At 44.6% G+C, this 13733-nt stretch carries 14 protein-coding genes; 6 read left to right on the top strand and 8 right to left on the bottom strand.

The window, feature by feature from the left end; translation table 11 throughout:
* Positions 1-70: 70 nt before the first annotated feature.
* Entirely contained in the window at positions 71-727 is a 657-nt protein-coding gene (ccmB, locus tag G3W54_RS12065) for a heme exporter protein CcmB (protein WP_162653277.1), read from the bottom strand.
* Entirely contained in the window at positions 727-1359 is a 633-nt protein-coding gene (gene ccmA / locus G3W54_RS12070; protein ID WP_162653278.1) for a heme ABC exporter ATP-binding protein CcmA, read from the bottom strand. Before ccmA ends, ccmB begins: the two co-directional genes overlap by 1 nt.
* 300 nt (positions 1360-1659) lie before the next feature.
* On the opposite strand from ccmA, the gene acnA reads away from it, so the two are divergent.
* From acnA to G3W54_RS12090, 4 genes are all read left to right on the top strand, one after another.
* Positions 1660-4350, top strand: a complete 2691-nt coding sequence (gene acnA, locus G3W54_RS12075; RefSeq protein ID WP_162653279.1) for an aconitate hydratase AcnA — start codon at positions 1660-1662, stop codon at positions 4348-4350.
* A gap of 259 nt (positions 4351-4609) precedes the next feature.
* Positions 4610-5302: a thioredoxin family protein gene (locus G3W54_RS12080; protein ID WP_162653690.1), complete on the top strand. Its 693-nt coding sequence runs from the start codon at positions 4610-4612 to the stop codon at positions 5300-5302.
* A gap of 300 nt (positions 5303-5602) precedes the next feature.
* Positions 5603-6139, top strand: a complete 537-nt coding sequence (locus G3W54_RS12085; protein WP_162653280.1) for an NADPH-dependent FMN reductase — start codon at positions 5603-5605, stop codon at positions 6137-6139.
* Positions 6140-6185: 46 nt separating this feature from the next.
* Complete coding sequence (locus tag G3W54_RS12090; protein ID WP_162653281.1) at positions 6186-6560, top strand: DUF2794 domain-containing protein; 375 nt, start codon at positions 6186-6188, stop codon at positions 6558-6560.
* Between the two features lie 4 nt (positions 6561-6564).
* Here the strand turns inward: G3W54_RS12090 and G3W54_RS12095 are convergent, their stop codons facing one another.
* The 5 genes from G3W54_RS12095 to G3W54_RS12115 all read right to left on the bottom strand — a co-directional run bounded on the left by G3W54_RS12095 (position 6565) and on the right by G3W54_RS12115 (position 11840).
* Positions 6565-6978, bottom strand: a complete 414-nt coding sequence (locus tag G3W54_RS12095) for a universal stress protein (RefSeq protein ID WP_162653282.1) — start codon at positions 6976-6978, stop codon at positions 6565-6567.
* 70 nt (positions 6979-7048) lie between these two features.
* Positions 7049-7603, bottom strand: a complete 555-nt coding sequence (locus tag G3W54_RS12100; RefSeq protein ID WP_162653283.1) for a GNAT family N-acetyltransferase — start codon at positions 7601-7603, stop codon at positions 7049-7051.
* A gap of 63 nt (positions 7604-7666) precedes the next feature.
* Complete coding sequence (locus G3W54_RS12105; protein ID WP_162653284.1) at positions 7667-8401, bottom strand: Bax inhibitor-1/YccA family protein; 735 nt, start codon at positions 8399-8401, stop codon at positions 7667-7669.
* Positions 8402-8566: 165 nt separating this feature from the next.
* Entirely contained in the window at positions 8567-11065 is a 2499-nt protein-coding gene (locus tag G3W54_RS12110; RefSeq protein WP_244627930.1) for an ABC transporter permease, read from the bottom strand.
* Positions 11066-11141: 76 nt separating this feature from the next.
* Positions 11142-11840, bottom strand: a complete 699-nt coding sequence (locus G3W54_RS12115; RefSeq protein ID WP_162653285.1) for an ABC transporter ATP-binding protein — start codon at positions 11838-11840, stop codon at positions 11142-11144.
* An 87-nt stretch (positions 11841-11927) separates the two neighbouring features.
* Here G3W54_RS12115 and G3W54_RS12120 point away from each other — a divergent pair, with 87 nt between their 5' ends.
* Together G3W54_RS12120 and thpR are read left to right on the top strand one after the other, a co-directional pair.
* Complete coding sequence (locus tag G3W54_RS12120; RefSeq protein WP_162653286.1) at positions 11928-12566, top strand: arylesterase; 639 nt, start codon at positions 11928-11930, stop codon at positions 12564-12566.
* Positions 12567-12671: 105 nt separating this feature from the next.
* Positions 12672-13268, top strand: a complete 597-nt coding sequence (gene thpR / locus G3W54_RS12125) for an RNA 2',3'-cyclic phosphodiesterase (RefSeq protein WP_162653287.1) — start codon at positions 12672-12674, stop codon at positions 13266-13268.
* Here thpR and G3W54_RS12130 read toward each other — a convergent pair.
* Complete coding sequence (locus tag G3W54_RS12130) at positions 13214-13672, bottom strand: low molecular weight protein-tyrosine-phosphatase (protein WP_162653288.1); 459 nt, start codon at positions 13670-13672, stop codon at positions 13214-13216. The genes thpR and G3W54_RS12130 overlap by 55 nt on opposite strands.
* Between the last annotated feature and the right edge of the window lie 61 nt (positions 13673-13733).

A 13733-nucleotide genomic window follows, 5' to 3' on the forward strand; every position in this document is an offset into this window, starting at 1 on the left:
TTTATCTCGTCTTGTGAACTATTTTGCGTATTCATGTCTGACATTTAAACTCTAGCGTTAAAAACTGCAATCAATCAGTAGACGCGCGAAGTGCCGCAGCGGAAGCTACCGGACCAATCACCGCAAAAAACAAACTAATTGCACATAATATTAAAAATGGTGGCAAAAACGGGTCGGGCTCCGTAACCGCCGCGTATGCGGCACTGACGCCAAAAATCAACACTGGAATTGTAAGCGGTAAAACAAGCACCGAAACCAACAATCCGCCCCGCGGCAAGCTCACAGCGACAGCTGCGCCCACAGCACCAATAAAGGTGATGGCCGGAGTTCCGACCAGTAATGTAAGCGTGACTGCCCCAATTGCGGTGAGATCCATATTCATAAAAAGCCCCAGCAAAGGTGCCGCGATAACGAGCGGAAGGCCTGTTGCGAACCAATGGGCCAAACATTTGATGAAAACCGTCAGGACCAGAGGCGTTTCTTGCATCATTAAAATATCAAGCGAACCATCATCACGTTCGAGCTGAAACAGACGATCAAGACCAAGAAGGCTCGCAAGCAATGCGCCAATCCAGAGCATCGCAGGCCCTATACGTGCTAGCAGATTTAAATCCGGGCCAATTGCAAAAGGAACGACAGCAATTACGGCAAGAAAAAACAAGACGCCAAGCAGTGCACCCCCGCTCGATTGAAGCCCTAACTTTACATCGCGCCAGAACAGAGACATTAAAACGCTGCCTCTTCGAACTTTGGAGGCATCATCTCAAGTATTTTAGATTGTTTAAAACCAAGCGGTACATGTGTTGCCGCAATAACAATGCCGCCGGATTGAATAAACTTATCAACAAGCTTATCAAATATCTGACTTGATCCTTTATCGAGTGCCGCGGTTGGCTCATCCAACAACCATATTGGTCGGTGCGAGACAAATAGTTTTGTCAATGCAATGCGCCGCCGCTGCCCCTGGGACAAAAAGCCAAATGGTAAATCTAACGTATGGGAAAGACCAAAGGCCTCAACAGCTTCGACCGGAGAGAGGGAGATTTCAGACACACCCATTTGCTCTTGCCAGAAGCGCATATTATCAAGAACAGTCAGCTCTGACTTCATAGCATTTTCATGCCCGATATAGTGACAATATTCGTGGAGCTCTTTTTCGCTCATACGACCAACATCCACACTGAATGACCCAGTTTCAAATGACAAAAGACCAGCAAGACCTCGCAAAAGCGTAGATTTACCAACGCCATTGGGACCGGTGATTGTCAATGCATCACCCTCACCCAATTCGAAGGAGACATCATTAAAAATAAGGTCTTCACCACGCCGAATGGCCAAATTTTCCGCAATAACTCGCATCGTCATCTCACAACCTTATCAAAATTCATATAGCCCAATACAAAATTCATACTGCCCAAAACACCACTGCTTTGAAAAAATCGATTTAAACCCGTATTACCTACTAGCGTACTACCCACAAACTGCTATAAGGCGCTCATAACGCTAACGATCAGCGAAATATCAGCAAATGCCGAATGAGGTTATAAAGACCTTAAGCGGATAGCGGAAGGGTCGTTTCCGCTTTAACTTTATTGAAATGCAATAAGGTTAGCCCGCGCTTCCAGAATTCGGCTTAAATATAAGGGAAGTGGCTAACACATGGCAAAATCACTCGATAGCTTTAATTGTCGCACTACTTTGACTGCAGCAGGCAAAGAATACACCTACTATAATCTTAAAACAGCAGAAGAAAACGGCCTTGCAGGCGTTTCCAACCTTCCATTTTCAATGAAAGTAATCCTCGAAAACCTTCTTCGCAATGAAGATGGTCGGACAGTTACAAAACAAGACATTGAAAATGTAGCAGGTTGGCTCGATAACAAAGGTAAAGGCGGCAACGAAATAGCCTATCGCCCTGCCCGTGTTCTCATGCAAGATTTCACTGGTGTTCCTGCTGTTGTAGATTTGGCTGCAATGCGTGATGCGATGGTGAATCTTGGTGGTGATGCCGAAAAAATTAACCCGCTTGTTCCTGTTGATCTTGTCATCGATCACTCTGTTATTGTCGATAAATTTGGTACGCCAACTGCTTTCGATCAGAATGTTGAACTTGAATATGCGCGTAATGGCGAACGCTATCGCTTCCTGAAATGGGGTCAGCAAGCTTTCCAAAACTTCCGTGTTGTACCTCCCGGAACTGGCATCTGTCACCAAGTAAACGTTGAATATTTGGGTCAGACCGTTTGGACTAAAGAAGAAGACGGAACAACCGTTGCTTATCCTGACACATGTGTTGGTACAGATAGCCACACAACAATGATCAATGGCCTTGGCGTTCTTGGTTGGGGTGTTGGTGGTATTGAGGCCGAAGCGGCTATGCTTGGTCAGCCGATCTCAATGTTGCTCCCTGAAGTTATAGGCTTTAAGCTAACTGGCTCAGCTAAAGAAGGTATCACAGCAACAGATATCGTTCTAACGATTGTGCAGATGCTTCGCCAAAAAGGCGTAGTCGGCAAATTTGTTGAATTCTTTGGTGAAGGGCTTAACTCACTTTCATTGGCCGACCGCGCAACAATCGGCAATATGGGTCCAGAATATGGCGCAACTTGCGGCTTTTTCCCAGTTGATGGAGAAACTATCAACTACCTAACATTGTCAGGCCGTGAAGAAGATCGCATCGAACTTGTTGAAGAATATTCCAAAGCACAAGGCATGTGGCGCGATAACGATGGTTCAAACATCGTCTTTACGGATACGATTGAACTGGATCTTGGCGATGTTGTGCCTTCCATGGCTGGACCAAAACGCCCCGAAGGCCGTATTCCTCTTGAAAATATTTCGGAAGGTTTTGCCAAAGCACTCGCAGATGAATACAAAAAACCTGATCAGCTGAGTAACCGTTATGATGTTGAAGGTGAAGACTATGACCTTGGTCACGGTGATGTTGCAATTGCTGCCATCACATCTTGTACCAACACATCGAACCCTTCTGTTTTGATTGCAGCTGGTTTGATGGCTCGTAATGCTGTTGCAAAGGGCATCACATCCAAGCCTTGGGTAAAAACATCATTGGCACCAGGTTCTCAAGTCGTGGCTGAATATCTTGAAGCTGCTGGCCTTCAAACTTATCTTGATCAAATCGGCTTTAATCTCGTTGGTTTTGGTTGCACAACATGTATCGGTAACTCTGGTCCATTGAACGCGCCTATCTCCAAAACGATTAACGACAAAGGTCTGATCGCTGCCGGGGTCCTTTCTGGCAACCGTAACTTTGAGGGTCGCGTATCACCGGACGTACAAGCAAACTACCTGGCTTCACCTCCACTTGTTGTTGCGTATGCTCTTGCAGGCTCAGTCCAAAAAGACCTTACGACAGAACCTCTTGGCCAAGACAAAGATGGTAATGATGTTTTCCTCAAAGACATCTGGCCGTCAAATAAAGAAATCCAAGAATTTGTGATGAAATATGTCACGCGCGAGCTTTTTGCTGCGAAATACGCTGATGTATTTAAAGGTGACGAAAACTGGCAATCAGTGAAAATTCCTGATGGCAACACATATGCTTGGGATGATAAATCAACTTACGTTCAAAACCCGCCATACTTTGTTGGCATGGGTAAGGAACCCGGTGGCACATCTGACATCAAAGATGCGCGTGTACTTGGCCTTTTGGGCGATAAGATCACAACCGATCACATCTCTCCAGCTGGCTCTATCAAAGCACAGTCACCTGCTGGTGAATATTTGATGGATAATGGTGTTGGCGTTGCAGACTTTAACCAATACGGTACACGTCGTGGTAACCACGAAGTTATGATGCGCGGCACATTCGCCAATATCCGTCTTCGTAACCATATGCTTGGGCCAAACGGTCGTGAAGGTGGTTACACAGTTCACTATCCATCACGCGAAGAGGTTTCAATCTTTGATGCTGCTATGCGTTATAAAGAAGAAGGCCGTCCATTGGTTATCTTCGGTGGTGTTGAATATGGTAATGGTTCATCACGTGACTGGGCAGCCAAAGGCACAAACCTTCTAGGTGTACGCGCAGTTATCACGCAATCATTCGAGCGTATTCACCGTTCTAACCTTGTTGGTATGGGCGTTATCCCATTCTGTCTGGAAGAAGGCACTTCATGGGAAAGCCTAAACTTACAAGGCGATGAAACAGTTTCAATTGAAGGCCTAACGTCGATTGAACCCCGCTCTAAGAAAACAGCCGTTGTCACCTATGCAGATGGCTCAACAAAAGATGTACCACTTATCTGTCGTGTCGATACACTGGATGAAGTTGATTACATCAACAATGGCGGTATCCTGCACACAGTGTTGCGCGATCTAGCATCGTAAACATTGCAACATAAATCGAGAAACCGGGGCAATGCTCCGGTTTTTTTATGCCTATTTCCAATTAAATAGCTCCTCACACCAACGTGATTTCAACTTGACCAAGGTTTTGAGCTATAAAACCTGGAAGCTGCGGGGGGCTGACAGCACATGTACATATGGTGAACCCACTATCGCGTAACCCTAGGCGGAACAATTGATGAAAAATAAACTACATTCTATCGCATTCGCATTTGGCCTAACTATTGCCATTAGCGGAACTATGACTAGCGGCTCTCACGCTGGTGAAAAAATTAATAATCCCATTGGTGTTGTAGAACTGTTTACGTCCCAAGGCTGCTCGTCTTGCCCGCCTGCGGACAAAGCGCTCTCAAAACTTATTGAAGAAGGAAAAGTCATTGCCCTTTCCTATCACGTTGATTATTGGGACTACCTTGGCTGGAAGGATACGCTTTCCTCAAAAGCGTCTACGACACGCCAGTACCGCTACGCAGACACTTTAAAACGCCGAGGCGTTTACACACCACAGGCCATCATCAATGGACGCGACCACCTAGTAGGCAGTAATTACAAAGGCATTAAAGCACGTGTCTCCACCTTCGATGCAACTGAGCAAGGTTTAGCCATTCCACTTTCAATCTCAGCAAATGGCGATGAACTTAATATTTCCATTGGTGCCGGAAGTGGAAAAGCTAATATCGTTGCTGTTTATTTCGACAATGAAAATGTCGTCGACATCAAACGTGGTGAAAATACAGGTGAGAAAATTACCTACCATCACAGCGTAACAGATATCCAGACCATCGGCATGTGGAATGGTTCCGCACAAAATCTTAAACTTCCAGCATCTGTCGTGCAAAAAGCAAAGAAGGGTGGCGCAGCAATCTTGCTTCAAACGATAACCAAAGAAGGCACCCCCGGTTCAATTTTAGGGGCGGCAAGTTATAAAAGCTGATTTCAAAAAAAGACCGACCTTTTTACTAAAGGCCGGCCTTGAGGCGGAGTTGCTTGTGAATAAGGCGGGCAGTTAACAAGAGGTCGGAGGGCTGGGGGGCTGATTGACCAACCTCTCAAAACTGCTTTTATCCAAACAACAACTGGAGTTTGCGTTTCAATTGCGTTCGGGTCGCGGCAATATTGTGACCGAAATGTGGCAAAATATAAAGTATGGTGACTCTTTATTTCACCACCGTGAGGATCGTTAAACTTGTAAATAAATCTTGTAAAGGCGTCTCACAATGATATTTTTTAACTTATGAAGATTCTTGCAATATCTGGCAGTGCCCGCCGGAAATCTACCAATTTGGCGCTTTTGATACAAATCAAAGGTATCGTACCAGAAGGTGTTTCAATGAACATATCTCATGAGATTGATAGTTTACCTATCTTCTCACCTGACAAGGAAGAGCAGCAAACGCCAAAAAACGTTACAGATTTTATAGACAATGTCTCTAATAGTGATGGAATTATTATCGCAAGCCCAGAATATGTTCGTGCCATTCCTGGAGGGCTAAAAAATGCAATCGATTGGCTCGTTTCGCGCGAAGCCATTATTGCCAAGCCCATTATACTTGTTCATGCATCCCACAGAGGGGACGACATGCTAGCCTCACTCCGCTTGGTATTAAGTACTGTTTCGTCGCGCTTCAATCGCGATATATTTGCAAGGTTTCCTCTCATGTCAAAAACACCTGATGAAATCAGGAAAATACTAACCTCTCCAGAAGCTCAGAAAGAACTTTTCATGCTCATTAACGATTTCACCAACTACATAGATAAATCTGACGCTTGATTTTTGCACCGACTCTGACAAAATACCTATATAGGGGAGAGCATGAATGACAGATGGTGCGTCAGGTATCTTTAACAATTCAAATAGTGTTGTCGATCTTGCATCATACAAGAAGCAAAAAGACCCCTTACCCGTCACATTTCATCGAACTGAGTTAGATCGCATATTACAAGTTTACTCACGAAATGTGGGCACAGGCGCATGGCGTGATTATGCAATCGATCACATGAGGGAGAAGGCAGTTTTTTCGATTTATAAGCAATCAAGCGAAACGCCACTTTTTACAATCGAAAAAGATCCAAAACGAGCGCGTAAACAGGGAGCATTTAGCGTCATCAACGCAAATGGACTTGTGCTCAAACGCGGTCACGAATTAGCACAAGTTCTTAAAGTCCTCGATAAAGTCAAAGTCGTTAAGTGAAATATTAGCTTCTATCAACAAGCACTGTACATTGCGAGTGACGAACCACTCTCGCAGCTGTTGAACCAATAAGAAAATCTTGGATACCCGGACTATGTGACGCTACGAGAATTAGATCAGCCTTCAAATCCTTCGCGCATTCCAAAATCTTAACATGTGGGCGCCCTCTTAAGACGACAACATTTGCTTCAACATTGTTGCTTGTTGCGATTTTCTTAAGCTCCGTCCTCGCATCTTCCAAACTCTCATCAATTACATCTTGAGGGATTGCATATTCCATATAACCTGGAATTTCTTCACCCACATATATCATGGTGAGTTGCCCGTCAGAATCACATAGCTGCTGGCCGCGTTTTAAAATATCCAGACCGTGCTCGGTATGAGCTAAATCAAAAGCAACAAGAACTTGTTTATACATCTTTGTTTCCTCACATCGTTATCTTACGTAAGAAATTATACAATAATAGACTTGTCAACCTTGATACAGATCAACCTGAAAACAGATTTCCAGGATAGGCATTCATGTCAGGGTCAGAACTTGCTCCTTCGCCAATATCAATTTGCATAATAGTCGTATCAAGCCATTTGCCATGTTTGTAACCCGTAGCCTTCATTGATCCAGCATCATGAAATCCGGCTTTTTTATGCACAGCAATTGAAGCCGCTTCACCTCCTCCAATGATCGCTATCATTTGGCGAAATCCAAGCGCCTCAGATCGCTCGATAAGCGTTACGAGTAACTTGTAACCTACACCCCTCCCCCTCGCTTCAGGAGCAAGATAGATAGAATCTTCCACTGCCCATCGATAGGCAGGACGCGAACGAAATGGCCCAGCATAGGCATAGCCCAGAAACTGATCACCATCCTCAGCAACGAGATAAGGAAAGCTATTGGAACTCATGCTTTCAAAACGACGCATCATCTCATCAAGATCAGGCGCGGTTAGCTCGTAAGTAGCCGTACCATGATCAACAGCCTCTCCATAAACAGTCGTTATTTTAGGAACATCTTCAATTACAGCATCGCGAATGATGAAACTCATATTATCAACTCCAACAAAAAAGGCGGCTCAAAAGCCGCCTTTTAAATAAACTTTTAAAAGCTTCTATTCTCTATTACCTAGGAATTGCAACAAGAACATGAACATATTAATGAAGTTTAGATAAAGGCTCAAAGCACCCATGATTGCCTTACGGCCCATTGTTGCTTCGCCATCACCTTCATAATACATCTCCTTAATGCGCTGCGTGTCATATGCAGTCAAACCTGCAAAAATCAACACACCCAAGGCTGATACAGCAAATTGCAATGCACTTGATTGTAAAAAGATGTTTACAATCGAAGCAAGAATAAGACCAAATACACCCATGATCAGGAATGAACCCATGCCTGAAAGGTCTTTCTTAGTCGTATAACCATAGAGCGATAGCGCTCCGAAAGAAGCGGCTGTCACAAAGAACGTTTGGATGATCGAAGCACCTGTAAACACCAAAAAGATGTAGGAGATCGACACGCCCATGATCGCAGCAAACGCCCAAAAGGTTGTTTGCGCAGCAGATACACTCATTTTATTCAAGCGTGCTCCAAGGAAAAATACAAAGCCAAGTGGCGCAAACATAATAACCCATTTCAATGGGCTGTTGTATAATGCTTGAAAAACCGCTGGGTTAGACAGTGCAATCTGTGATGTCGCATATGATGCAAGACCAGTGATACCCAAGCCAATGCCCATGTAATTGTAAACACTCAGCATATAGCTGCGCAGACCCTGATCTACATAGTCTGCTTCCTGCGTTGATGCAGTCGCCGTATTAAGACGCGAGTTTCTATATTCAGCCATTTGTTCCTCTTTAAAAAATAGCCATCAGTGAGGCCAATCCCCACTGAAAGTTTTACTTACCCCTAATATGGGACTTTTTTATGAAACAACAAGTTATTTATCACAAAATCCGATTGATATTACCAATATGATTAATAGTAAAAACCTATCAACATAGAAAAAATATCACAATTCTCTTAAAATCGGTGCCGCTTTTTGTCCTAACACACGCCAAGTTCCGATTAATCCAATGCCAACAGTAAGCACAAGCGCTGCAATAAGTGTTGCAATAGCAACATCTGGTAGGAAACTGTAAGGCAGTGACATGATTTGACTGGTGACATACCATGCAGCGATGCCGCCGGAAGCTAAAGCGAAGATAGCTGTTGAAAGACCAAGAATCACATATTCAAAACTAAAGGCTTTAATAAGTGTGCCGCGCGTCGCACCCAGTGTTTTCAAAACAACAGAATCGTGCCGCCTTGCACGGTTTCCAGCAGCTAAGGCCCCTGCAAGCACCAACACTGACGCGATTAATGCAACCGCCGCCGCAGCACGAATAGCTAATGCAATCTGACCAACCAGGCGTTCTGCAATTTCGAGTGCATCTTTCACACGAACACTTGTCACTGTCGGAAAGTTCCGCGTAACAGCATTTAATACCTCCCCCTCTTTCTGCGCAGAGGCTTCCCCATCAAGCAACGTTGCCAACCATGAATGAGGCGCACCAGCAAATGTATTTGGCGAAAACACCATCACAAAATTGATCGATAACGATTCCCATTCCACAACACGGAAATTGGCAATTCTGGCGGTTATTGTTCGACCGAGAACATTCACAGTTACAGTATCACCTATTTCGAGACCAATTTCACCGGCCTCTTCTGCGGTAAAGGATACCAATGGTTCACCTGCATAGTCCTTATCCCACCACTCACCTTCAGAAAGCACAGAACCTTCCGGTTGGATCGGAGAATAGGTAATTCCACGATCCCCACGCGTAACCCACCTTGCCTCTGGTGGAATAGTCATTTCGCGAATATCAGTGCCGTTCAATTCCAGAATACGCCCCCGTAACATCGGAACTTTTACAAGTTTTCCATCAGGAGCGACATCAGCAATAACTCGGTCAAAAGCCTCAATCTCATCTGACTGAATATCCACAAAGAAAAAATTCGGCGCACGCTCAGGTAAATTGCCTGCAAGCTCACGACGCAAATTCCCATCAATCAATGCAAGAGCTACAAGTAACGTAAGCCCGAGGCCAAGCGACATAACTACGGATGAAGTAAGTGCACCGGGGCGATGGATATTACCAAGCGCCAATCGCAAGGGCGTTGACCTAACCTGTGGGCTACGTTTGGCAAGCCACTGAACCAATATAGACACAAAGCGCAAAACAACAAACGAGAATACCACCGCGCCTAGGAAAATGATCGTGATCTGATCATTATCGGACGTCGAGATAACCAACCAACTTAAAAGCGACGCCAGAGCAATGGCCAATATAGAATAGATTGGTTTTGGCCAACCCGTTTGCCCCAAACTCCATTGACGGAACAATGCAGTCGCCGGTACATTTCCAGCATTACCAAGTGGCAATACTGCAAATGTCAATGCGGATATCAGACCAAAGGCCGCAGCAAGCAGCAATACATCCAGATAAACTGATGCGGAGACAGTGATAGAAAGCGCTGTAGATAAAAGCGATGATGTGACAAAAGGAATAGCCGCACCAACAACAATACCAATTGCAACACCAATCAGCGCGATTAAAAATACTTGCACGAGGTAGATAATAAATACAAACCGCGCAGATGCGCCCAAGCATTTAAAAGTTGCAATCACACCTCGTTTTGAATCCAAAAATGCTCGCACTGCATTTGCAACACCGACACCGCCAACGACCAAAACGGTCAACCCAACAAGTGTCAGAAATTGTGAAAACCGTTCAATGTTAGCAGTCAATGCGGGCGCCGCATTACGGCTTGTTCTCACAGACCAACCAGCATCGGGGTGTTCTGTTTTTGCCAACTCACGAACATTTTGAAGGTCCGAAAGCGTTGGCTCACCCTTCATATCAATTCGATATGAATGTTCTACCAAACTGCCAACACGAATAAGCCCCGCAGCATCCAGTGCTTTATCAGACACCATCATGCGCGGCGCAAAACCGAAGCCTTCAGACAGTGCATCAGGCTCCGCCAAAATTGTTGCCCGAATCTCAACGGCGATATCGCCTAACAACAACTGATCACCGACTTCTACATTTAATCGATCAAGCATAATGGGCGCAACTATAGCGCCAAAAACACCATCAATTTCAGCAAAAGCCTTGGTTGTTTCAAGAGCAGGCTCAGTTTCAAGCTCACCAAACATCGGATAGGCTTTATCTACCGAACGGAGTTCTACTAAAGTCTGGTCAGAAGCATCCAGCATTCTTGCCATAGAACGCAATCCTGAGCCTATTGTTAGATCACCCAGCGAATTTAAGAACGCCAGTTCATCATCATTGGCAACCCGATTATTCAACTCAAAGCGAACATCAGCACCAAGTATGGATTGACCTTCTGCCGTAATAGATTGATTGATTGAACGTGAAACAGAATTTACACCCGATATAGCAGCGGCACCCAATGCGACACAAGCTAGGAAAATGTAAAACCCGCCTAACCCTCCACGCATTTCGCGAAACGCAAAACGGATCGCAAGTTGAATTTTCTGAAACGGTCCGAGATTTTGAAATGATGTTTCCAACGATTTAAGCCTCAACTAGATTTTTATCAGATGAAGCTTCAATCTCACCTGAACGAACAGCAATTTGACGATCGCATTTTTCAGCAAGAGAAGGATCGTGCGTTACCAAAACCAATGTCATGTTCCGTTCTGCTTGTTTGGCAAATAGCAAATCTGTGATCTGTGTGCCGGTATCACCATCAAGATTACCGGTCGGTTCGTCCGCAATAAGTAACTTCGGCGATGGTGCCAAAGCTCTTGCAATCGCAACACGCTGTTGCTCACCACCAGATAATTCCGACGGATAATGGGTCATACGCTCACCAAGACCAACGGAAATTAATTCTTGTTCAGCCTTTTTAAACGCTTGCTTTTCACCAGCAAGCTCTAACGGAACCGCAACATTTTCAAGCGCTGTCATATTCGGAATGAGGTGGAATGACTGAAATACAATGCCAATATTTCTACCACGGAAGGCCGCGGCCTCATCTTCGCTCATATTGTGAATTGCCGAACCTGCAATATTTACTTCGCCACTATCGAGCCGTTCAAGTCCCGCCAAAACCATCAGCAATGTTGACTTGCCCGAACCAGATGGCCCGACGATGCCCGCACTTTCACCAGCATTCAATGTCAGGCTCATTTTCTTAAGCACATGAACAGATGAAGCTTCACTCCCAAGAGTAAGATCAGCATTTTTTAATTCGATGAGAGTTTGCGACACGGTTTTTACATCCTATATAGAGACAGGGAGCACTCCCAGAGCGCTATAGCATTGATAATAAGTACGATCCTAGATAGGAATTGGACTATGAGATTCAAAGATAAGTTTACAATACTTTACAATTTACTTGTAATATTGCTGTTTACCAGCTTGCCAGCAAAAGCTGAACCAATAAATATCGTTGCATTTGGCGACAGCTTAATGGCTGGTTATCAGTTGCCACAAGGTGAAGCATATCCTTTGAAACTGGCAGATGCTTTGACTGCAAAAGGATATGATATCATCATGTCCAATGCATCCGTTTCTGGTGATACAACATCGGGCGGCTTATCACGGCTTGATTGGTCTATCCCCGATGGCACGGATGCTGTTATCCTAGGACTTGGTGCAAATGATGCGCTTAGAGGCCTGCCGGCTGATATCACACGTAAAAACATTGACAAGATGATAGCCCGTTTGAAAGAACGCAATATCGACGTTATCTTAATGGGTATGCTTGCCCCGCCAAACATGGGCAGCGATTACGAAGCGGCATTTAATCCGATCTACCCCGAAATCGCGGAAAAGTATCAAGTAAATCGCTATCCATTTTTCTTAGATGGCGTTGCAGGTGTCGAAGCACTTAATATCGAGGATGGCATTCATCCAAACCCTGAAGGTATTGCCTTGCTTGTTGAAAGAACACTTCCATCCGTTGAGGATTTTCTAAGATCAATCACTGATTAAGTCTATCTTGTGACAAGATACAATCTATGGCTTGCGTATTAAGGCACTCCATGATTCTCTACCAAATAGTTGTTTGATTCTTTCTTTGTCGTAAGGAGTTAGGCTATGCCGAGATTGTTTGTTGCTCTGCAAATTCCGCATGAAGTGGCTCTAAGCCTTTCCCTTTTACGTGGCGGACTTATGGGGGCTCGATGGATAGATGTCGAAAACTATCATCTCACACTCCGCTTTATCGGCGATGTCGATGGTCGAACCGGAGATGAATTGTTAAGCGAGTTAGATCGTATAAGTTCTCCTGAATTTGACTTAGGACTCTCCGGCGTTAATGCCTTTGGTTCGAAACGAAAAGTTCGATCCCTCTGGGCAGGTACAAATAATCCACCAGAAATATTTGATCTACAGGCTGCGATCGAACGCATATGTGCAAGGATAGGCATTGCACCGGACTCTCGAAAATTCACACCGCATGTAACTCTTGCAAGGCTTCGCAGAGCAGACCCCGTTCAAATCAGCGAGTATTTAGGCGGACGTGCAAATTTTAAATCAAATTCATTTAAAGTTGCAAAATTCGTTGTTATGTCTTCTCGCAGCTCTAAAGGTGGCGGTCCTTATGTTGTTGAAGAAAGCTACCTACTAAATCCGACATACTATGATTTCAGTTTGCCTAGCGAAGACATACAAGCCTCCAGAAGCATATTATAAACAACCTCAAACCCATCTCCTAGGTCATAATAAGGATCTGGAATATCTGTGTTCTCACCCAAACTGTAATCCATAAACAGGTGGATTTTGTGATGATGGTGATCTGGCGCGCGCGCTTTTGTGTTCCTCAAATTATCGTTGTCCATAACAAGCAGGAGATCAAAATAATCAAAATCCAGTTCGTTTAGTGGTCTTGATACTTGCTTTGAAATATCAATTCCCTTCTGTGCCATTTTGGCAATCGCGCGTCCATCTGGCGGATCACCTTCATGCCACGCGCCAGTTCCTGCCGAATCAACAACAATCTGATCTGGCAAATTTTCGTTGGAAATCAAGTTCCTAAACAGCCCCTCCGCCATCGGTGAACGACAAATATTTCCCATACAAATAAACAGCACTTTCATTCAAATTCCTCATCATCAGTTAAAACCTTCGTAGCTATTGAAAAACCCTCCCCTCAATACC

This window comes from Lentilitoribacter sp. Alg239-R112 (assembly GCF_900537175.1).
GTDB lineage: Bacteria > Pseudomonadota > Alphaproteobacteria > Rhizobiales > Rhizobiaceae > Lentilitoribacter.